At 67.0% G+C, this 21,724-nt stretch carries 17 protein-coding genes; 14 read left to right on the top strand and 3 right to left on the bottom strand.

The window, feature by feature from the left end:
- The first annotated feature begins 21 nt into the window (after positions 1-21).
- Positions 22-4,569 carry a transporter substrate-binding domain-containing protein gene (locus VSR34_RS03620; protein ID WP_342961882.1) on the top strand — a complete coding sequence of 1,516 codons (4,548 nt, stop codon included), beginning with the start codon at positions 22-24 and terminating at the stop codon, positions 4,567-4,569.
- Between the two features lie 160 nt (positions 4,570-4,729).
- Here VSR34_RS03620 and VSR34_RS03615 read toward each other — a convergent pair whose 3' ends face one another.
- Positions 4,730-5,674 (bottom strand): LysR family transcriptional regulator, encoded by a 945-nt coding sequence (locus VSR34_RS03615; protein ID WP_342961881.1) that lies wholly within the window; start codon positions 5,672-5,674, stop codon positions 4,730-4,732.
- A 449-nt stretch (positions 5,675-6,123) separates the two neighbouring features.
- On the opposite strand from VSR34_RS03615, the gene VSR34_RS03610 reads away from it, so the two are divergent.
- The 3 genes from VSR34_RS03610 to VSR34_RS03600 all read left to right on the top strand — a co-directional run bounded on the left by VSR34_RS03610 (position 6,124) and on the right by VSR34_RS03600 (position 9,056).
- A complete protein-coding gene (locus VSR34_RS03610; protein WP_342961880.1) occupies positions 6,124-7,269 on the top strand; it encodes a porin in 1,146 nt (381 codons plus the stop codon).
- Between the two features lie 242 nt (positions 7,270-7,511).
- Positions 7,512-7,946, top strand: a complete 435-nt coding sequence (locus VSR34_RS03605) for a CHRD domain-containing protein (protein ID WP_028209367.1) — start codon at positions 7,512-7,514, stop codon at positions 7,944-7,946.
- A 141-nt stretch (positions 7,947-8,087) separates the two neighbouring features.
- Positions 8,088-9,056 carry an alpha/beta hydrolase gene (locus VSR34_RS03600; RefSeq protein WP_342961879.1) on the top strand — a complete coding sequence of 323 codons (969 nt, stop codon included), beginning with the start codon at positions 8,088-8,090 and terminating at the stop codon, positions 9,054-9,056.
- On the opposite strand, the gene VSR34_RS03595 is transcribed toward VSR34_RS03600, so the two are convergent.
- Positions 9,026-9,913: an EcsC family protein gene (locus VSR34_RS03595; RefSeq protein ID WP_342961878.1), complete on the bottom strand. Its 888-nt coding sequence runs from the start codon at positions 9,911-9,913 to the stop codon at positions 9,026-9,028. The two genes, VSR34_RS03600 and VSR34_RS03595, sit on opposite strands and share 31 nt — an antisense overlap.
- A gap of 130 nt (positions 9,914-10,043) precedes the next feature.
- Between VSR34_RS03595 and VSR34_RS03590 the strand changes: the two genes are divergently transcribed.
- Together VSR34_RS03590 and VSR34_RS03585 are read left to right on the top strand one after the other, a co-directional pair.
- Positions 10,044-11,639 carry an MDR family MFS transporter gene (locus VSR34_RS03590; RefSeq protein ID WP_342961877.1) on the top strand — a complete coding sequence of 532 codons (1,596 nt, stop codon included), beginning with the start codon at positions 10,044-10,046 and terminating at the stop codon, positions 11,637-11,639.
- 65 nt (positions 11,640-11,704) lie between these two features.
- Positions 11,705-12,190, top strand: coding sequence for a MarR family transcriptional regulator (locus VSR34_RS03585; RefSeq protein ID WP_028209371.1), 486 nt, complete (start codon positions 11,705-11,707; stop codon positions 12,188-12,190).
- A gap of 97 nt (positions 12,191-12,287) precedes the next feature.
- Here VSR34_RS03585 and VSR34_RS03580 read toward each other — a convergent pair whose 3' ends face one another.
- Positions 12,288-13,568, bottom strand: a complete 1,281-nt coding sequence (locus VSR34_RS03580) for an amino acid deaminase (RefSeq protein WP_342961876.1) — start codon at positions 13,566-13,568, stop codon at positions 12,288-12,290.
- A gap of 127 nt (positions 13,569-13,695) precedes the next feature.
- On the opposite strand from VSR34_RS03580, the gene VSR34_RS03575 reads away from it, so the two are divergent.
- The 8 genes from VSR34_RS03575 to VSR34_RS03540 all read left to right on the top strand — a co-directional run bounded on the left by VSR34_RS03575 (position 13,696) and on the right by VSR34_RS03540 (position 21,724).
- Positions 13,696-14,610 (top strand): MurR/RpiR family transcriptional regulator, encoded by a 915-nt coding sequence (locus tag VSR34_RS03575; protein WP_342961875.1) that lies wholly within the window; start codon positions 13,696-13,698, stop codon positions 14,608-14,610.
- Between the two features lie 22 nt (positions 14,611-14,632).
- Positions 14,633-16,114 carry a D-aminoacylase gene (locus tag VSR34_RS03570; RefSeq protein WP_342961874.1) on the top strand — a complete coding sequence of 494 codons (1,482 nt, stop codon included), beginning with the start codon at positions 14,633-14,635 and terminating at the stop codon, positions 16,112-16,114.
- Positions 16,115-16,202: 88 nt separating this feature from the next.
- Positions 16,203-16,592 carry a Rid family hydrolase gene (locus VSR34_RS03565; protein ID WP_342961873.1) on the top strand — a complete coding sequence of 130 codons (390 nt, stop codon included), beginning with the start codon at positions 16,203-16,205 and terminating at the stop codon, positions 16,590-16,592.
- A gap of 470 nt (positions 16,593-17,062) precedes the next feature.
- A complete protein-coding gene (locus VSR34_RS03560; protein WP_028230050.1) occupies positions 17,063-17,995 on the top strand; it encodes an IclR family transcriptional regulator in 933 nt (310 codons plus the stop codon).
- A complete protein-coding gene (locus tag VSR34_RS03555) occupies positions 17,992-19,014 on the top strand; it encodes a 2-dehydro-3-deoxygalactonokinase (RefSeq protein ID WP_342961872.1) in 1,023 nt (340 codons plus the stop codon). Before VSR34_RS03560 ends, VSR34_RS03555 begins: the two co-directional genes overlap by 4 nt.
- Positions 19,015-19,101: 87 nt before the next feature.
- Positions 19,102-19,791: a 2-dehydro-3-deoxy-6-phosphogalactonate aldolase gene (locus VSR34_RS03550; protein WP_028209377.1), complete on the top strand. Its 690-nt coding sequence runs from the start codon at positions 19,102-19,104 to the stop codon at positions 19,789-19,791.
- Entirely contained in the window at positions 19,788-20,579 is a 792-nt protein-coding gene (locus tag VSR34_RS03545) for an SDR family oxidoreductase (RefSeq protein ID WP_342961871.1), read from the top strand. Before VSR34_RS03550 ends, VSR34_RS03545 begins: the two co-directional genes overlap by 4 nt.
- A gap of 143 nt (positions 20,580-20,722) precedes the next feature.
- The gene (locus tag VSR34_RS03540; protein WP_342961870.1) at positions 20,723-21,724 is read left to right on the top strand and encodes an arabinose ABC transporter substrate-binding protein; all 1,002 of its coding nucleotides are present in this window, start codon (positions 20,723-20,725) and stop codon (positions 21,722-21,724) included.

Here is a 21,724-nt window from a genome sequence, read left to right as displayed (position 1 = left end):
CACCGGGTATGCCGCCTGGCGATGACGTCGATTCTCCGCATTTCCGGTTTGTGCGCGCGCCTTGCGGCTTCCTGCCTCCTGCGCGGGTTCGCGTGCGTGCTCGCGCTCGCCGTGGCGCTCGCGTGTTCGACGGCGGCCGCGAGCGCCGTTCCGGCGTGCGCGCCGCCCAGCGAGGCCGCCGACCTTTCGCGCGAGGGCGCCTCGGCGTTGCCGCCGCGCCTCGTCGTGGGCGTCGTGGCGGGGGGCTGGGCGCCGCTCGAAATCGTGGACGGCGCAACACTCACCGGTTTCAGCGCCGATTATCTGCATCTCATTGCCGGCGCGGGCGTGCGGCTCGAGCCGCGCGTTTTCCCGGACATGCCGGCGTTGCTCGCGGCCGCCTGCGCGGGCGAGATCGATATCGTGATGAGCCTTGCCCGCACGCCGTCGCGCGAGCGCTGCCTGGCTTTCACGGTGCCTTACCTGACCGGCGCCACGGCATTCGTCACGCGTGCCGGGGAGGCGCTGCTGGCGACCGGGCCAGGGAGCCTCGCGCACGCGAAGTTCGCCGTCGAGCGCGGGTATCTGCTCGATTCCGAGTTGCGCAAGCGCTTTGCGCAGGCGCGATTCGAAACGTTCGCGAATACCGCCGCGGCGCTGCGCGCCGTTGCTGAGGGCAAGGCCGACGTCTATGCCGGCTTCGCGCCGGTGGCCAACTATCAGCTCACGCTCGGCGGATTCGGCGATCTGCGCGTCGCCTTCGCGGAGCGCGTTCGCATGAGCGAGCTGCGTTTTGCCGTGCCGCTCGCGAAAGCGGTGTTGCGCGATCGTCTCGATCTGCTGCTTGCTGGCGTGCGGCCGGCCGCGGCGGCGGCCGTGCGCGCGCGCTGGCTCGATGGCGGCGTGAACGGCGACGCGTCGTCGCCTGCGTTCAGTCTGAGCGCCGACGAGCGTGCATGGCTCGCCGCTCTGCCGCCGCTGAAAGTGGGCTACGACAGCAGTTGGCTTCCGTTCAGCTTCAAGAACCAGGCTCGAGTGGCGTCGGGCATCGCCAACGACTACCTCGACTATCTCGGCCGCGTACTCGGCATCACCTTCGAGCGTGTGCCGATTTCCCCTTGGGCAAACGTGGCAGACGCCATGCGGCGGGGCGAGATTGCGCTCGCGGAGACCTCCGTCAACGACGGCGCGCTCGGTTCGGACGTGCTCTATACGGACGCTTTCGAACACTATCCGCTCGTGATGGTCGGGCGCCTCGAGGAGCCGATGGCGCGCTCGCTCGCCGATTTCGCGGGGCGCCGCATCGTGCTGGCGCCTCACACCCCGGAACTGGCCGGATTGCCGGGGGCGCAGGTCGTGCGCGCCGCGAGCCTCGATGCGGGGCTCGCGATGGTTGCCGGCCACGAAGCCGATGTGCTGGTAGGCAACGCAGCCGCGCTCGATGCGCCGCTCAGCGGCGCTTATCTCGACACGCTGAAAGTCGTGGGCGCGGTCGGCGTCGACGATTCGACGGCCTACGCCGTACGATGCGACCTCGTGCCGCTCGCGCGGCTCATCGATCGCGCGCTCAGCGCGATGTCGCCGGTCGAGCAGCAACGTCTGCGCAACCGCTGGACCGCAGCCGCTTCGACCCGCACCGGCGGATGGAGCGTCAACGCGCTGCGGCTTTTGCCGCTCCTGATCGTGTTCGGCGTGCTGCTTCTCGTCACGATGCGCGCATACGTGCTGCTGCAACGCGAGATGCGCAGGCGGCGGCGCGCCGAGCAGGTGCTTGCGCGCCAGGTGGAACTGCAGAACACGATGATGGAAATGATCCCGTATCCGCTTTGCGCGCGGGATCTCGAGGACCGTTACCTCGCCGTCAATCGCGCCTACGAGGAGGCGACGGGCCGCCAGCGCGCCCAGGTGATCGGGCGCACGGGCGCGGCCGTCGTGGCATGGGGGCCGGAAAACAGCCGCCGCATGGACGAGCTCTACCGGCTCACGATCACCGAAGGCGAGAGCCAGCGCGTCGAGCTGATCTTCGAGAATGCCGCGGGCGAGGCCCGTCACGGCATTTTCTGGACGCGCCTGTGCCGCGACCCGCAGGGCGCGCCGTTCTGCGTGCTCGGCACGATGATCGACGTCACCGTCATACGCCGCGCCGAGCTGCGCGCCCGCGAGTCGGAACGGCTGCTCTCGGAAGTCACGGGTTCGGTGCCGGCAATCGTCTTCCAGTTGCGCCGCGCGCCAGACGGCCGCTATTCGTTGCCGTACATCGGCGGCGACACGCAGCGCCTACTGGGCACGACCGTCGACGCGCTTCGACTGTCCAGCTCCGTCGACCTCTCGCGCGTGTCGCGCCAGGATCGCGCGCGCCTCGTCTCGCGGCTCGAACGCTCCGCGCGCCGCTTTGCACCGGTGCACGCCGAATTCCGCTTTCAGGGTGCCGCCGGGCTCGTATGGGTGCGTGCCGAGCTTGCGCCGCGCCGCGCCGAAGCCGGTGCGATCGTCTGGAGCGGCTACGCGGTGGACGCGAACGTCGAGCACGCGCGCGCGAAGGAGCTGGAGAACGCGCGCGACATCGCCGAGGCGGCCTCCCGCGCCAAGGACGATTTTCTCGCCATGATGAGCCACGAGATCCGCACGCCGATGAGCGGTGTGCTCGGTCTCGTCGAAGTGCTCGAGCGCACGCCGCTCAATGCCGACCAGGCGCAGATGGTCGGCATGGTGCACGAATCGGCCGGGGCGCTGCTCCAGATCCTCGACGATCTGCTCGACTACTCGAAGATCCAGGCCGGCCACCTGGTTATCGACTCGCAGCCGTTCGACGTGCGCCAGCTCGTCGACAATGCGGTCGGATTGCTGGCTGCCCGGGCGCACGAGAAGGGGCTCAAGGTGCGCGTGGATGTCGAGCCGGAGGTCGCGGCGCTGTTGCGCGGCGACAGCGTGCGGCTACGGCAGATTCTGTTCAACCTGCTCAGCAACGCGATCAAGTTCACGCTGGAGGGCGAGGTGAGCGTGCACGTACGCGCGCTCGACCTTGCGGGCGGTAGCAACGCGAGCGCGCGCCAGCGGCTCACGATCTCGGTGGCAGACACCGGCATCGGCATCGCGCCGGAGGCGCATGCGCAGCTCTTCGAGCCATTCGTGCAGGCAGAGACCTCCACGACGCGGCGCTTTGGCGGCACGGGGCTCGGTCTGACGATCTGCCGCAAGCTGGCGGCGCTGATGGGCGGCACGCTGGCGTTGCAGAGCGAGCCCGGCCATGGAACCTGCCTCGCGCTGCACATCGAATTGCCCGTGGAGGTGCGCGACTGCCCGGCGAACGCGTTGCGCGGCAAGCGAGCCCTCGTTGCTTGCAGCGACGCGAGCGCCGCCGCCGCACTCATCCACTTTGGCGCCGCGCTCGGCATGCAGATGCGCCGCGTCGCGCCAGCGGATTTTGCGCACGCGGCAGGCGTGGGCAAGGTGGACCTCGTGTTTGCGTCAGAGGCGCTTGCCGGGCGGCTGCGCAAGCTTGGGGCGCCAGTGATCCGCCTGACGGAAAATCCCAAACCGAGTGGCTATCGCGTCGCGGAAAGCGGCGTGCGCGTGAGCGTCAATCCGTTGTCCTGGCGCGGCTTGAGCGCCGCTTGTGTCACGGCCCTGGAGGGCCTGCCGCCCAAGGCCGCGAGCCAGTCGCGACCCGCCGCCGATGTGGCGAACATGGTTCCGGCACCGGATCGCGAACAGGAGCTCGCCGCCGGCCGGCTCGTTCTCGTGGCGGAGGACCATCCGGTGAATCAGGAGTTGATCCGTCATCAGCTTGCGCTGATCGGTTTCGCCTGCGACGTCGTCGACGACGGCGCGCAGGCGCTCGATGCGCTTCGCCTACGCGAATACGGCTGCCTGATTACCGATTGTCATATGCCGAATGTATCGGGCTACGATCTCGCGCGGCGCGTGCGCGAGGCGGAGCAGAAAGCGGGCGGTGGCCGCCGGTTGCCGATACTCGGCATCACGGCCAACACGGCGCCCGAGAATATGAGCCAATGCCGCGAGGCGGGGATGGACGACTGCCTCATCAAGCCGACGCGCGTGGCCACGCTGCGCGAGCATCTCGCGCGCTGGTTCGGCGCAGAGGGCATGCAACGCACCGCGCAGCACGAGCCCGGTCGGGCGGCCGCAGCGGCAGGCGAGGACATCGGGCCCAGGTCAAGGGGCGCCGCTTCCGCCGAGGTTGGGGATGCGCAAATGCTCCCCCCGAGGCCCGGGAAAGCACGGACTTTCGAACCGCTCGATCTCGCGCAGATGATCCGGGTGTGGGGCGGCGAGGCGACCGTGAAGACGCTGCTCGGCTCCTTCGTCTCGGCAATGCGGGACGACCTCGACGCATTGCCGCCGCTCCTCGAACAAGCGGATGTCGCGCGGCTGCGCGAGTGGCATCACCGGCTCGCCGGGGCGGTGGGCGTGCTGCAATATCCGGCGCTGCTCGCCGAGCTCGAGACGTTCAGGCGTCACATGAACAGTCATACAGCGGAGCAGTTGCGCGAGGAGGGCTACGCGCTTATACGCACCTGCCAGGCGATGCTTGGCGGAATCGAGCAGCAGGCCGCGCTGCTCGCATGAACGATGCGCATCAGGAAAACGTCTGGCGCGCCGGGAGAACAGGCGAAAAAAAACGCGGCCGAAGCCGCGTTCAAGCTTGGAGACCCTTCGATGAAGAGTCACTTCTCGCATAGGAAAGCTTAGTCGGCGCGCAAAAAGAAATCGAGATAAATTCGATCAATTAACTGTTGCACGAAGTTCTCGTAATCGCCCTCGCCGTTGCGGCGTCGTGCTTGCGAAACCATTCGACGGTGAAATCCACGAACGAGCGTGTTTTTGCTGGCACGTGGCGGCGGCCGGGATAGACGAGCGATAGCGCATTGTCGGCATCGCGGATGTCCCACTCGCCGAGCACGCGTGTGAGCAGACCCATTGCGAGATCCGCAGCCACCTGGTTCGCCGGCAGGATCGTGATGCCCATGCTCGCGATCGCAGCCTGGCGCAGCATCATTGAGTTATTCACAGCGTACGCAGGCTCGATCAGCACCGGCTCGCTCGCGCCGCCGGGGCTCTGGAAGTGCCATTCGTTGCCGTGGATATCGGCGGTGGGCGTAAGCAGCGTGTGCCGCGCGAGATCGGCGGGGCGTTGCGGCGCCGGATGACAGGCGAGGTAGGCGGGCGAGGCGACCGCAATCGGCGCGATGCTCACGAGGGGCCGGCGGATGAGCGTGCCGCCGCTCACCTGGCGCGGCGCGACGATGCCCGCGTCGAAGCCCTCTTCGATCAGGTCGACGGGGCGGTGCAGCAGCGTGAGTGAGAGACGGACTTTCGGGAACGCGTCGAGATACTGCTTGAGCATCGGCGTGAGGTCGTGCAACGAAAACGACGCATGGGCAACGACGCGCAACGTGCCCGACGGCACCGAAACGCCATGCGTGATGCGCGCTTCGATGCGCGCCAGATCGTCGAGCAGCTGGCGGCAGCCCCGTGCGTACTCGGCGCCGGCTTCGGTTAGCGACGTGCTGCACGTGTTGCGGTTGATGAGACGCGTTTCAAGATGGGCTTCGAGCAGTGCCACGTAGCGTGTGACTACGGCGTTCGACATGTTCAGGCTGGTCGCCGCGCGGCCGAACGAGCCGTGGTCCGCCACGCTCACGAACACGCGCATGGCCTGGAGCTGATTCATGTTTTTCGGGCGCGAGGGCATGGAGCGGATCGGGGCGAAAAGATGGGACAAGGAAGGAGGGGCGCTAACGCGTGCCTGTCGGATAGTACCGACGAGGGTCGGTCAGGCGGAATGGGAATCGTCCGAATCGACGGCGTGTCCCGAATCGGATCTGTTGCCTTGTGACAACGCTTTATTGGGATACCTGACGAGTCGCGTTTTTCGAGAAAAAGCGAGATAAGTCGCGGACATTGCGGGGCAAGCGTTTCAGGCTTGACTGCCGGAGAATTCGATTTATTCGAAAACGTTTTTGTACAGCTTCCGGGTGGTCGCTCAAAAGGCGACACCCATAAACTTCGCGATGCAAATCAATGCCGTGCCGCGTTCACCGCGCCATGGAAACGCAATGCCGGCGTGAGGCCGGCAACGGCGCTCACATCTGCCGAAAGGCCTTGCATCGAAGGAAGCATATGAAAATGAAACTGGCTATCGCGGCGGCCGTCGCCGCGACTTTTGCATCGGCATCGTACGCGCAAAGCAGCGTCACGCTCTACGGTATCGTCGATGCCGGTTTTACGTATACGACGAACGTGAACGGTAACGCCAACTACGCGCTGACGAGCGGCAATATCCAGGCAAGCCGTTGGGGTCTGCGCGGTGTCGAGGATCTCGGCGGTGGCCTGAAGACGATTTTCACCCTCGAAAGCGGTTTTGACGTCACGAACGGCAAGCAGAACGGCGGCCTGTTCAATCGCCAGTCGTTCGTCGGCCTGACGCAACACCAGTTCGGCACGATCACGTTCGGCCGTCAGTTCGACTCGATGATGGATTACGTCGGTCCGCTCACCGCCGTCGGCAGCTGGGGCGGCACCTATATGGCGCACATCATCGACAACGACGACCTCAACGGCACGTTCTCGCTCAACAACGCGGTCAAGTACACCAGCCCGAACTTCTCCGGCTTGCAGTTCAGCGGCCTGTACGCATTTTCGAACCAGGCATCGGGCTTCGCGGTCAACCGTGCGTATAGCGCCGGTTTGAGCTATGCGAACCAGGGTCTGCGCTTTGGCGCGGCCTACACGCAAATCAATGGCGTGAATGCCAACGCCAGCGGCGCCGTCCAGGGTTCGCCGCTCGTGAGCACGTTCGGCGCACCGGGTGCGGTGGGTGCGTTTGGCGCGGAGAGCCGTCAGCGCAACTGGGGCGCAGGCGCAAGCTACGCCTTCGGGCCGATGATCGGTGGCGTGGTGTTCACGCAGTCGCGTATCGACGACACGTCGGGCAACGCCGTGCGCTTCAACAACATCGAAGGCAACTTGCGCTACAACCTCACGCCGGCGCTCGGCATCGGCGCGATGTACACGTACACGAACGTGAACGGCTCGAATTCGATGCTCGACGCGGGCGGCAGCAACTCGGCGCACTGGCATCAGTTCGCGCTGCAAGCCGACTATTCGCTCTCGAAGCGTACCGACGTGTACCTCGAAGGCGTCGGCATGTGGGGCGCCGGTCAGAACGCCGTGGGCATCACGCAAGTGGGCTTCCAGGGCAGCAACAACTTCTCGTCGAGCAAGAACCAGGGCATCGTTACGACGGGTGTCCGTCACCGATTCTAGGAATTCGGGCATCGCGTTCCCGGTTTCGATCCGCCAGGGCGTCGCGAACGGGAGCGCGCAGAACCGAATGGCAAGAAGGGAGTACCTGGGTTGAGGGGCGCCGCTTGCGGCGTCCTTTTTTGTTGCATGCAGTTCACGTTGCGCCGACATTGCGGCAACGGACACGCCCGACGGATTTGCTCTAGCATGTGGGAGCACGGCCGCCTTCTGGTGCCGCGCGCCACAAGAACAGGAGAAATCCCATGAATGTGATTCGTCCGTTGCAACTCGTCCTCGCTTTCTGCATGGTCGCCTCCAGCGCCGCCTTCGCCGACACCGTCGCGCTGAAGGCCGATCTCGAACCCTCCAGCGAAGTGCCGCCGCGAGTGAGCCAGGGCCACGGCATGCTCAACGCGACGTTCGATACATCCACGAAAACGCTGAACTGGACCGTCACCTACGAAGGCCTCTCGGGCCCGGCTGTTGCCGCGCACTTCCACGGCCCCGCTCCGGTCGGCCAGAACGCGAACCCGCAGGTGCCGATTCCGAAGAGCGAGCTGGCGAGCCCCATCAAGGGTTCTGCCACGCTCAACGAGCAGCAGGTCACCCAGTTGATGGGCGGCCAGTGGTACTTCAACATTCATACGGCGCAGAACCCGTCGGGCGAGATTCGCGGCCAGGTGCTGCCCGCCAACTGAGCGGCGCGGGTCGTCGGCCTGATTCGTGGTCTTGAGCGTGCCGGCCTTGCCCGCAGTCGCGGTCGGATTGCGGGACGCGCTCGCTGGCGCGCCGGCCGAGCGCTGATTGCCCGGCGATGAATCGCCGCGATGGGGGAGCCGATGAGCTGGCAAAGCACGCTGATCTGCAGGTTTTTGCGCCGCACCTTTCTGCCCCAAACGCGCAGGAAGATCAACGTCGCGCGGGTGCGCATGCTGACAGCGCGGCGCATCTGGACGCCAGGCGTCCCAGTGGGCTGGCGCCTGCGCGAACAGTACGGCACCACCGATTCCCCGATGCGCGGCGAGTGGCTCGTCCGCGAGCGCTCGAGCGCGCAGCGCGCGCTCCTTTATCTGCACGGCGGCGGGTATTACTTCTGCTCGCCGCGTTCGCAGCGCGCGATCTCTTTTGGTCTTGGCAAGCGTGCGGACGCCGATGTGTTTTCGCTCGACTATCGCCTGGCGCCCGAGCATCCGTTTCCCGCGGCGCTCGAAGACGCGCTGGCTGCTTACCGCCACATGCTGGCAAGCGGAAGGCGGGCGAACTCCATTGTGATTGCCGGCGATTCGGCGGGCGGCGGCCTCGCGCTTGCCGCGCTCGTGGCGTTGCGCGACGCGGGCGACCCGCTTCCGGCCGGCGCCGTCCTGTTTTCCCCGTGGACCGATCTCGCGGTCACGGGGGCCTCGATACGCGAGAACGACGGGCGCGATCCGATGTTCTGCGGCGAAGTGTTCGCGCGCATCGCACCGTTCTACGTCGGTTCGGCGAGCGCGACCGATCCGTACGTGTCGCCGCTCTACGCCGACTTTCACGGCCTGCCGCCGCTGAGCCTTTTCGTGGGAAGCACTGAGACGCTGCTCGACGACACGCGCCGCGTAGCCGAACGCGCGCGCGCCGCCGGCGTGGCGGTGGAGTGCGAAATCGCGCGCGGCATGCCGCATATCTGGCCGATCTACGCGCCTTTCATGCCCGAAGCGCGCAGCACACTCGACGTCGCCGCGGGCTTCGTGCGCAGCGTGACCGCCGCGGCGGGGCGCGGCGGCGAGAGACCCGAGCCGCCTCAATCGAGCGCGACGTCGATTGCCTCGTAAGCGGCGTGCACGGCGGCCTCGCCGTATTGGCGCTCGAGCCGGCGCACGGTGAAGTGCCCATGCGCCACCTGCTGGAAGTGGTCGATGAAGACCGTGTTGACCATTGCGCCGAGCACCGCGCCGATGGCCGGAATCGACTTCGCCGCCACCTGCTCGCTCACCTGTACGGAGAATCGCGCGGCCACGGTTTGCATGAGCTTGAGTAGCGCGGTCGAGCCATGCGCGGCGAAGCCTTTCGTCGCCATCTCCGACGAAGCTGTCGACACGGCCTTCGCGAGCGCCCCGCGGACGATGAAGTAGCCGAAATCGGCTTCGTCGTCGGCGGCCGAGCGGCCCCCCATGCCGAACACCGTCAGGCAGTGCAGCTGCGTGTCGGTGCTGGACAGATTCTCGCCTTCGCTGCGCGCGATGTCGCAGATCGAGCGGAACATCAGCGTGGTCGTGACGGGCAGCTCGACTGGCAACGCGAAAAGGCCGAACGCGCCACCCGCGGCGCCGGTGGTCGCCACCGCGAACTTGTGCAGCAGATTGCTCGGCCTCGCGCGTTCGCGCAACGCGCCGCGCATGGGCTCAGCGCCATCGCTCGCGCCAGGCGCCCCGGGTTTGCCGAGCGTCTTCAACGCGAGCTGCAGGCACTTGCGCAGTGCGATTTGCGTCGCGTCGGTCACCTTGTCGTTCGCGACGCCGGGCAGCCGCGCTATCAGCTTTTCCACCGGCGCGCCCACGATCGCCGCGAGCTTGATGCCGAGCGGTGGCGTTTCGAGCTGATGTTTGGCGCGCCGCAGCGCGTCCCAATCCGCTTCGGTGAAGGGCGCTGCGGCATCCTCGTGGGCAGGATCTGCGATTGTGGGTTTCATTGCGCTCCCGAATTTCGGCGACGTCGGTTTCCAGCAAAGGCGGCATCGCCACCGTTCGACGCCCCAGTGTAGTGGATCGCGCCGTGCTAAGATGCTAATCTTTGACGCGTCAACCGTTGCTGGATCAAAAATGGCCGTTCATACCGCCGCCCACCACTCGAGCGGGCAGGTTCTGCCGTTCCGGGAATCGCTCCTCGCGATGCTCGGTATCTCATTCGTGACGATGCTCGTCGCGCTCGACCAGACCGTCGTGGGCACCGCGCTGCCGACCATCGTCTCCGAACTGCGCGGCTTCGAGCTGTATGCGTGGGTCGCCACGTCCTATCTGCTCACGTCCGTCATCACCGTCCCCATTTTCGGGCGGCTCGGCGACTATTACGGCCGCAAGCCCTTCGTGATCGCGTCGATCGTCGTCTTCACGGGCGCTTCCGTGCTGTGTGGCGCGGCCCACAGCATGCTGTTCCTCGTGATCGCGCGCGGGCTGCAAGGCATTGGTGGCGGCATGCTGGTCGGCACGGCGTTCGCCTGCATTCCCGATCTCTTTCCCGATTCCGTAGTGCGCCTGCGCTGGCAGGTGCTGATGAGTTCCGCGTTCGGCATCGCCAACGCGGTCGGGCCTTCGCTCGGCGGCTTTCTCACGCAGTACTGCGGCTGGCGCTCGGTGTTCTATGTGAATCTGCCCGTCGGCATGCTGTCGCTGTTTTTTGTCTGGAAGTATCTGCCGCATCTGCGCCACGTCGCGCACGAGGCGCGCATGCGGCTCGACTGGCCCGGCGCGCTGCTCATTGCGGTGTCGCTGGGCAGCTTGCAGCTCTTCGTCGAGCGTTTGCCGGGGCATGGCCTGAGCGCCTCGGCCATCGGCCTGCTCGCGCTCGCGCTCGCGGCTGGCTGGGCGCTCTGGCAATGGGAGCGGCGCTTCCCGCAGGCCATCCTGCCCGTCGACATGTTCCGCAACGCGAGCCTGAACGCGCTCTTCACGCTCGCCGTGCTGGGCGGCTTCACGATGTTCTCGCTGCTCTTTTACGCACCGCTGCTGTTCCAGGGCGGCTTCGGCATGACGCCGAAGGAAGCGGGCGTCGTCATCACGCCGCTCGTCGTGTTCATCACGATCGGGAGCATCGCGAACGGGCGCATCGTCTCGCGCATCCGCAATCCGAACCTGATGCTCTACATCGGCTTCGCGATGCTCGCGGCGGCATGCTTCGCCGTTGCGATCGCCACGCGCGGGACTCCACGGGGCCTGCTAATGGCGCTCATGATCACGGCGGGCATCGGCCTTGGCTTCGTCATGCCCAATCTCACCGTGTTCGCGCAGCAGACCGCCGGGCGCGAACACCTGGGCATCGCCACGGCGCTCCTGCAGTCACTGCGGATGATCGGCGGCATGATCGGCACGGCGCTGACCGGGACGATGGTCACGCAGCGTTATGCGAGCGGTGTGCAGCGCGCGCTCGAGGCCGATCACGCCACGCACTGGCTGCCGCAGCTTGCCGATCCGCAGATCCTCATCAACCGCGACGCGCAGGCTGCGCTCATCGCCGATCTCACGCACGCCGGGCATAATGGCGCGCCGCTGCTCGAAGCCGCCCGCGAGGCGCTGGTGGGGGCGATTCATCTGGGCATTGCCGTGGCGGCTGTGATCGCTGTGGTGGCGGTCTGGCAAACCCGGCGCGTGCCGCCGGTCAAGCTGCATCGCAAGATGGAGCCCGTGATTCACGCGGATTGAGTCGCTCCGGCGCGCGGCAGATACGGGTCATGAAGGCGGCAATGAGGCCTGCAGGAAAACAAAACATGGAAATTCAGGATCGCATCGCCATCGTGCAGCAGTTTGGACGGACCTATCGCGCGTTCATGTCGGCGTTCGAGGCGCAGGTCGGGCATCCGCTGCCGCGCTGGCGCATCCTGCTCGCGCTTTATGACCAGAACGGCGAGTCGTCGCAAAAGCGGCTCGTCGAGCGGCTGCGCGTGGATCCGGGCGCGCTCACGCGGCAATTGAAGGCGCTGGAGTCGCTCGGCTGGATCGCACGCCGTGCCGACGAGCGCGATAACCGCATCACCAACGTGACCCTGAGCGCGGCGGGCCGCGCAGTCATCGAAGAAGGGCTGCCGCGCCGCAACGCGTTCCTGAACATGACGATGTCGCTGCCCGACGACGCGCTCGCGGCGCTATCGGGCGCATTGAAGATGATGGAGGAGCGCCTCGGCGAGGCGGCGACTGCGGCGACCGTTGCCGTCGCGCCCGCACAGCCTCAGGAAGCCGAACCCGAAGCGGGCTGAACAGGCGGCCTGAGCGTCGTCGATGCGCGCGGCGGCGTGCGACGTTCACGACATCGCCGCCGCACAGCATTCACGAGACGGCCGGCGCGCGCCGCGCTCAGAAGAACGTCTCGATCACTTCCGTCACGCGATACTTCGCATCGAGCATGAGCACCTGGCGCCACTTGTCGAACGTGAGGCAGGGGTGCGAGATGTCGAAGGCGATCATGTCGCCGACCTTGAGGTCCGCGCCCGCCGGTATCTTGAGGTAGGCGTGCTGATCCATCATCTGGAACACTTCCCAGCCTTCGCTTGCCGCCACTTCGCGCGGCATGCCGCCGTTCGCGGGGCGATAGTGGCGCGACGGCTCCGGAAAACCCGCATCGAAGGCGGCATCGCGCTTGCCGAAACCGATGATGGCGCGGCCGGGTTCCGGAATCGACTGCACATAGGCCCACAGCTGCAGCGCGGGCAGCAGCGCCACGCCCATCTCGCGCGCCACGGGGTTGCGCGTGAGGATCTGTGACTGGGCCTGCTTGTAGACGCCCACGTCGTGCGTCACATAGCACCCGGGGCGCAGCACCACGTCGATCGTGCCCGCCTGCGTGGCCGGCGCGAACTCCTCCGCGACGATGTCGTACCAGGCCGATCCGGCGCCCGACAGCAGCGCGGGCGCGCGCGCGAAGCGTCCCGCAGCGGCCAGCTCCTGGGTGACGTTCAGCGCGTCGCGCAGGAAAGTGCGCACCTCGCTCTCTTCCTTGAGAATGCCCTCATAGATCTCGACGCCCGTCAGCTTGAGCGAGTCGGGGTAGCGCGCGATGGCGGCGAGCACGGCGTTGCGCGTATCGGCGTCGCGCACGCCCGTGCGGCCGCGCGGCACGCCCAGTTCGAGCAGCACCTGCAGCGTGCGGCCCGACGCGCGGAAGAACTCGCCCAGCTGCTCCACGCCGTCCACGGAATCGACGAGGCAGAAGAACTCGAAGGTCGCATCGCTCAGCAGTTCCGCGATGATCGCCATGTTGCGGCGCCCCACCAGCTGGTTCGCCATCAGCACGCGCGAGATGCCGCCGCGGTAAGCGGCGCGCGTCTGGTGCGCCGTGGCGAGCGTGATGCCCCACGCGCCCGTTTCGATCTGGCGGCGAAAGAGCTGCGGCGCCATCGTCGTCTTGCCGTGCGGGGCGAGCTTCACCCCATAGCGCGTGACGAAGTCCTGCATCCACTTGAGGTTGTGCTCGACGCGATCGGCGTAGAGCACCGCCGCCGGCAGGCTCACGTCCTCTTCGAGCAGATTCCATTCGAGGCGTCCGGCATCCCCGAGCGGCACGCTTGCGCCCGGCACATTGCCGAGGCCTTTGCTGTTGGGGTCGATCGTCGCACTCTGATAGTTTGTAACTTTCATTTCCCTTTGCTCCATTTGCGTCATGCGGCTCCGCTGCGCCGGCACTCACGCGACCAGCGTTGACTCGGAGATAGTACACAAAGTAACATCGCCACGTGAATTGTTATTTATTAACAGACTCCCTGCGATGAATACCGCCGCCGATCCGGTCCGCTTCGACATCGTCGCGCGTATCGCGCAACGCGTGCCGGATCTGCGTCCGGCCGAGCGCGACGTGGCCGCGCTCATCCTCGACGATCTTGCCCGCGCCGCGCGCGCGAGCATCGGCGAGCTGGCGCAGCGCGCGGGCGTGAGCGTCGCCTCCGTCACGCGTTTTGCGAAGGCGGTGGGCTGCCACGACGTGCGCGAACTGAAGCTGCGGCTTGCCCAGGCGGCCACGGTGGGCGAGCGCTTCCTTCGCGGCGGCCCGGATTCCACGCAAGGCGCGGGCGCCGCGCACGCAGCCCCGGAGCCGCTGGCGACGCGCGTCTATGACGAAATCGAGGCTGCGCTCGCGCGCAACCACGAACTGCTGCGCCAGGCGCCGTTGGCGCAGGTCGCCGCAGCGCTTGGCGCCGCGCGCATGATCTACGTATTCGGCATGGGCGGCGGGTCCAGCGCGCTCGCCGACGAAATGCGCTTTCGCCTCGTGCGCCTCGGTCGTCCGGTGGCGTCCTACCAGGACAGCCTGCTGCAGCGCATGGTGGCGAGCACGGTGTCACCTGAGAGCGTGGTCGTCGCGCTATCCGTAACAGGGCGCGTGCCCGAGCTGCTCGACGCCTGCCGCATCGCGCGCGACTACGGCGCGAAGCTCGTCGCGCTCACCGCGCCCGCCTCGCCGCTCGCCGCGCTCGCCGACTGGCTCGTGCCGATCGTCGCGAGCGAGACCGATTTCATCTACAAGCCATCATCGTCACGTTACGCGATGATGATGGCACTCGACGTGCTGGTGACCGAGCTGGCGCTCGCGCAACCCGCCGAGAGCCGGGAACTGTTGCGCCGCATGAAGCACACGCTGGACGCGCATCGCGGCGGCGGCGAACGCCAGCCGCTCGGTGACTGAGCGCCACATAGAGGAGACACGTATGCATTCGCACCCCGAAGCCGCCGACACGTTGATCGTCGGGGCCATGCTTTACGACGGCACGGGCGCGCCGCCCGTCGAACGCGACGTGGCATTGCGCGACGGGCGCATCGTTGCGATCGGCAACCTGTCGAACTGGCTCGCCGAAGAAGTGATCGAGGCCAACGGACGCGCGCTAGCGCCCGGCTTCATCGACGTCCACACGCACGACGACACCCACGTGATCCGCGCGCCGCAGATGCTGCCCAAGATCAGCCAGGGCGTGACGACGGTGGTCGTCGGCAATTGCGGGATCAGCGCCTCGCCGGTCACGCTCAAGGGCGACCCGCCCGACCCGATGAACCTGCTCGGCGAGCGCGACGCGTTCAGCTATCCGACCTTCGCCGCGTATGTCGACGCGGTGAACGCCGCGCGGCCCGCCGTGAACGTGGGCGCGCTGATCGGCCATACGGCGCTGCGCAACAATCACATGAACGACCTGAAGCGCGCCGCGACCGGCGACGAGATCGCGGCCATGCGCGCACAGCTCGCGGACGCGCTCGCGCACGGCGCGCTCGGCCTTTCCACTGGGCTTGCATACGGATCGGCATTCGAGGCTTCGACCGAAGAGGTCGCCTCGCTCGCAGAGCCGCTCGCCGCGGCCGGCGCGGTGTACACGACGCACATGCGCACCGAGTTCGACGCCATTCTCGAAGCGATGAACGAGGCGTATCACATCGGCAAGCATGCGCGCGTGCCCGTGGTGATTTCGCATCTGAAGTGCGCGGGCCCATCGAACTGGGGGCGCAGCGCGGAGGTGCTCGCATCGCTCGAAGCCGCGCGCAAGTACCAGCCGGTGGGCTGCGACTGCTATCCGTACAGCCGCAGTTCTTCGACGCTCGACCTCAAACAGGTGACGGGCGACATCGACATCACCATCACCTGGTCCGAGCCGCATCCCGAGCAGGCGGGCAAGCTCATCAAGGACATCGCGGCCGGGTGGGGCGTCTCGCAGCAGGAGGCGGCGAAGCGCCTGCAGCCGGCGGGCGCGGTCTATCACAACATGTCCGAAGAGGACGTGCGCTGCATTCTTGCGCATCCGGCCACGATGGTCGGCTCCGACGGGCTGCCGAACGACCCGCTGCCGCACCCGCGTCTGTGGGGTGCGTTTCCGCGCGTGCTCGGACACTACGCGCGCGACGCCGCCCTGCTGCCGCTCGAAGAGGCGGTGCGCAAGATGACGGGCCTTTCCGCGCGGCGCTTCGGTCTCTCGCAACGCGGCGAGGTGCATGTGGGCTGGCATGCCGACCTCGTGCTGTTCGACCCCGAACGCGTGCGCGACGCGGCGACCTTCGATCAGCCGCAGCAAGTAGCCGAAGGCATCGACGCGGTGTGGGTGAACGGCGTGCTGTCATACCGCGACGGCCAGCCCACGGGCGAGCGCGCGGGCCACTTCGTCGCGCGCGGCAAGCGCGAGGCGCAGGTCGAGGCGAGCGCCTTCTAGGCATCACTAATCAATCCGTCGAATTTCGACACTCGGCGCACGCGTGCCAAAGAGCCGCGCGCGCCGCACGATCTCAAAGGAGCAAACGATGAAACGAATTGGAGCCGAAGGCGGCAAGGGCCAGGGCGGCCAGCATCTGCCGTTCGCGCGTGCCGTGCAAGCCGATGGCTGGCTGTATGTATCGGGCCAGACGCCGATGGAAGGCGGCGAGGTGATCAACGGCGGCATTGTCGAGCAGTCGCACAAGGCCATCCAGAATCTTTTCGCCATCCTGAAGGAAGCCGGTTACGGCGCGGAGCACGTGGTTCGCTGTGGCGTGTGGCTCGACGACGCTCGCGATTTCACTTCGTTCAACAAGGTGTTCCGCGAGTACTTCGGCGAGCATCCGCCCGCACGTGCCTGTGTGCAGTCGAGCATGGTGGTGGACTGCAAGGTGGAGATCGACTGCGTGGCCTACAAGGCGCCCGCCGCGAAGTAAGGGCACGGCGCAGTTGTGCCTCGAGTGCAGGAAACGGCTGCCGGAAGTGATCCGGCAGCTTTTTTTTTGCCGCCGAGGGCTGAAGCGAGCGGTATGTCCCTCGTTTGACGCCCGCGTTCTGAACTGGCAGCTCAATTTCCCAATATATGAGCGACCCAATCACATATTGGAGGACTCGAAAAAACCTGCCTACAATCCAACCCATACGACACGCCGCTCTGACACGTTGCGCGGCACACACGTCAGCAGACCCAGATAAATCCGGCGCACGCACAAGATGCGCAGCGAACCGGACCGCAAAGGAGACGTTCGCCATGCTCAAGCCAGCGCAATGCGCGACCACGCGCCGCCCGCCGCTCCATGTCCGATGTGCCCCGGGCGCTCAGGCGCCCGTCCGTCTCCCGAAGCAAGGTTCGCGCGCCGCTTGACGGCACGCGCCTCCTCCAATCGTCTCCTTCATCGCCCTCGCCATGAACAAAGCGATGTCTTCCACGCTCGCCGCAGACCTCCCGGACGAGGCCGCACCGGCAACCTCCACGCAAGCCCAGCCGAAAGCGCCGCGCGCCGCCGATGAAATCGGCCTCGCGAGCACGCTGCTCGACGGCTCGATGCAGCAGGCCGGCACGCAGACGCTGCTGCGCGGGCTCGCGATTCTCGAAGCGGCCGCTGCGGGCGTGCGCGATCTGCGCTCCTTCGGCGCGGTGCTCGGCACGACGCGTAGCACCACGCATCGCCTCGTTTCGAGCCTCGTGCAAGCGCGTTACCTGCGCCAGGTGCAGGGCGGCTATCTGCTTGGTCCGAAGCTCATCGAACTCGGTACGATCGCGCTGGAGCAGATGCCGCTCACGGCCGTTGCGCGCACGCATCTGCAGGCGCTCGCCGACGAAACGCTCGACACGATCCATCTCGGCGTGCGCGACGGCGACGACGTGCTCTACATCGACAAGATTCCCGGCCAGCGCGGCCTGGAGATGCGTTCGCGCGTCGGGCATCGCATGCCGCTCGCGTCCACGGGCATCGGCAAGGCGATGATGCTCGACCTGTCGCCGCAAACGTGGCGCGAACTCTTCGATGCGTCGCGCCGCACGCTCGCGGGCGTGAGCTTCCGTCCCGATCACAGCCTCGAACCGGAAACGTTCATCAAGCGCATGGCGACATACTCGGCGGGCGGCTACACGTTCGATCTGGAGGAGAACGAAATTTCGATCCGCTGCGTGGCGGCGCCCGTGCGCGACGCCTCGGGGGCGATCGTGGCGGCGCTTTCGGTGGCGAGCACGATTCCCTACATGCCGCTGGAACGCATGGACGAACTGATCCCCGTGGTACAGCGTGAGGCCCGCGCGATCTCGCTTGAACTGGGCTGGCGTGCGCCGCAGCCCACGACCCGCAGGATTCGTCGATGAAAGCGCGCGAGAAGCACGCGACCGGCGCCGCCATCGACGTCCGTGACGGCGCCATCGCGCGCGAAGCCGCGCTGATCGCGCTCGACTGGGGGACGACTTCGCTGCGCGCGTATCTGTTCGATGCAGCGGGCAAGGTGATTGCTACACGCGTTTCGACGGCGGGCATCATGAATCTGCCCGTGCCCGCCGAAGAAGGCGGCTTCGACGCCGCCTTCGACGAAGCGTGCGGCGTGTGGCTCAGCGAGGCGCCCTCGCTGCCCGTGCTGGCGGCGGGCATGGTGGGCAGTGCCCAGGGCTGGGTGCAGGCGCCCTACGTCGAAACGCCCGCTAGCGCGCAGGCGCTGGTGGCGGGCATCGTGCGCGTGCGTGCAGCGAGCGGCGCCGAAGTGGCCGTGGTGCCCGGCGTGCTGGAGCCGGGCGCGCTGCCCAACGTGATGCGCGGCGAGGAAACGCAGATTTTCGGCGCGCTGGGCGAATCGGGCGACGAGACGCAGCAAACGTCGTTGATCGGACTCCCAGGCACCCACGCGAAGTGGGTCGTGGTCGAGGGCGAGCGCATTGCGCGCTTCTACACCTTCATGACGGGCGAGGTCTACGCCGCGCTGTGCGCGCATACGATCCTCGGGCGCACGATGAAGCATCCGGCCACGCCCGACACCGCCGCGTTCCTGCGCGGTGTCAACGTGGCGCGCGAGCAGGGCTGCGTCGGTCTGCTCGCCACGGCGTTCAGCACGCGCACGCTCGGCCTCACGGCGCAGCTTGCCGCCGACGAGCAGCCCGACTATCTCTCGGGCCTCGTGATCGGACACGAACTCGCCGGCCTCGAAGCGGCGCTCGCGCGGCGCGACGTGGCGCTCGCCGGCTGTGCGCCGAGGCTCATCGGCGCCGAAGCGCTGTGCGAACGCTACCGCCTCGCGCTTGGTGCGTTCGGCTGCGCCGGCGCGCACCTCGTGCGGCAAGCGACCGAGCATGGACTGTGGCGCATCGCCGTGCAGGCGGGGCTCGTCGCGCCGCGCTAGTGCGTCCAGGCGACGACAGCCGGACTGAACCAGCGGATTCGAACGAGCCGCAGCGAACCCGAGACGAAAAGGCAACAGGAAGCCGATATGGAACCCGAACTGAATCTGCCCGCCCCGTACACGCCGCATGCGGGCTTCGTCGCCGCGTTCGGCGCCTGCCCGATGATCGCGATCGTGCGCGGCATCAAACCCGCCGAAGCCGCCGAGCATGGCCGCGCGCTTTATGAAGCCGGCTTTCGGATCATCGAGGTGCCGCTGAACTCGCCGCAGCCGCTCGACAGCATCGCGGCGATGCGCGAAGCGCTGCCCGAAGACGCGATGATCGGCGCGGGCACCGTGCTCACGACCGCTCGCGTGCGCGACGTGAGGGAGGCGGGCGGCGAAGTGATCGTGATGCCGCACGCCGACATCGACGTGATCCTCGCCGCGAAGCTCCAGGGCCTCGCGTGCGTGCCGGGCGTCGCCACGCCGACCGAGGCGTTCGCTGCGCTCGAGCACGGCGCGGACGCGCTCAAGATGTTTCCCGCCGAGCAGCTCGGCCCGGCCGTGACGAAGGCATGGCGCGCCGTGATTCCGCCGGTGGTGCCGCTCTTGCCCGTGGGCGGCGTGAAGCCCGACAACATGGGGCCGCAGCTGGCCGCGGGCGCGAGCGGCTTCGGCCTTGGTTCGGCGCTCTACAAGCCGGGCCAGGATGCGGCCGCCACGCGTGCGAACGCGCTGGCCTTCATCGAAGGCTGGCGGGTCACGCAGCTGGCCATGCACGGAGCGCAGAAGTGAATCGTCTCGCGGGCAAGGTCGCACTGGTGACCGGCGCCGGTCGCGGCATCGGCGCGGCGATTGCGCGTGCGTTCGCGGCCGAAGGCGCGGCTGTCGTGCTCGCCGAGCTGGACGGCGCGACGGCCGTTGCCACGGCGCGCGAGATCGCCGGCGCGTTCGAAGGCGCGCGAACGCTCGCCGTGCAAACCGACGTGACGCAGCCCGCCTCGGAGCCCACTTCGGTGCGCGCCGCAGTCGAAGCGGCGCAACGCGCGTTCGGCCCCGTGGATGTGCTCGTGAACAACGCCGGCATCAACGTGTTCGCGGACCCGCTCACGATGACCGACGAAGACTGGCGCCGCTGCTTCGCCGTCGATCTGGACGGCGTGTGGAACGGCTGTCGCGCCGTGCTGCCGGGCATGGTCGAACGGCGCGCGGGCAGCATCATCAACATCGCCTCCACGCACGCGTTCCAGATCATTCCCGGCTGCTTTCCGTATCCCGTCGCCAAGCATGGCGTGATCGGGCTCACGCGCGCGCTCGGCATCGAGTACGCGCCGAAGAACGTGCGGGTGAACGCGATTGCGCCGGGATATATCGAAACGCAGCTCACGCACGACTGGTGGAACGCACAGCCCGACCCTGAGGCGGCGCGCAAGGCCACGCTCGATCTGCCGCCGATGAAGCGCATCGGCCGCCCCGAGGAAGTCGCCATGACGGCCGTGTTTCTCGCCTCGGACGAAGCGCCGTTCATCAACGCGAGCTGTATCACGATCGATGGCGGACGCACGGCGTTGTATCACGACTGAATCGACGGTAAAAAGTAGTTCGTAGCACGAAGGATCACGAATGCGCAGGAAACCGCCGAGGCGCTGGCCGCGCGCTTCGACGGGAAAAAGAAGAGGCGGCCGGAAACCCTTCCCGTGACTGAAGAAGACAGGAGACTGACAACATGCAACGACGCATCTTTCTGACGCTGGTGGCTGCCGCTGCTACCGCCGTGTTCGCGCAAGCGCCCCTCGCGCAGGCCGCCGACCAGGTGAAGATCGGCTTTCTCGTGAAGCAGCCCGAAGAGCCGTGGTTCCAGGACGAATGGAAGTTCGCGGAAATGGCCGCGAAGGAAAAGGGTTTCACGCTGGTGAAAATCGGCGCACCCTCGGGCGAGAAGGTGATGAGCGCAATCGACAACCTCGCTGCCCAGAAGGCGCAGGGTTTCATCATCTGCACGCCTGACGTGAAGCTCGGACCGGGCATCGTTGCGAAGGCCAAGGCCGACAAGCTCAAGATGATGACGGTGGACGACCGCCTCGTGGACGGCGCCGGCAAGCCGATCGAGTCGGTGCCGCACATGGGCATCTCGGCGTACAACATCGGCAAGCAGGTGGGTGACGGCATTGCCGCCGAAATCAAGAAGCGCGGCTGGGACATGAAGGACGTCGGCGCGATCGACGTGACCTATGAGCAGCTGCCGACGGCGCATGACCGCACGACCGGCGCGACCGACGCGCTCGTGGCCGCTGGCTTCCCGAAGGCGAACATCATCGCCGCGCCGCAAGCGAAGACCGACACGGAAAACGCGTTCAACGCCGCCAACATCGCACTCACGAAGAACCCGCAGTACAAGCACTGGGTGGCCTACGGACTGAACGACGAAGCCGTGCTCGGCGCCGTGCGCGCAGCGGAAGGCCGCGGCTTCAAGGCCGACAACATGATCGGCATCGGCATCGGCGGTTCGGACTCGGCGCTCAACGAGTTCAAGAAGCCGCAGCCGACGGGCTTTTACGGCACCGTCATCATCAGCCCGAAGCGTCACGGCGAGGAAACTTCGGATCTGATGTACACGTGGATCACGCAAGGCAAGGAACCGCCGCTGCTCACGCTCACGACGGGCATGCTGGCGACGCGCGACAACGTGGAGAACGTGCGTCAGCAGATGGGTCTCGCCTCGAAGTAA

The organism is Paraburkholderia sp. JHI2823 (genome assembly GCF_038900695.1).
Classification (GTDB): Bacteria; Pseudomonadota; Gammaproteobacteria; order Burkholderiales; family Burkholderiaceae; genus Paraburkholderia; species Paraburkholderia mimosarum.
Note: the sequence above shows the minus strand (reverse complement) of the source record. Positions and strands in the feature narration are given on the sequence as shown.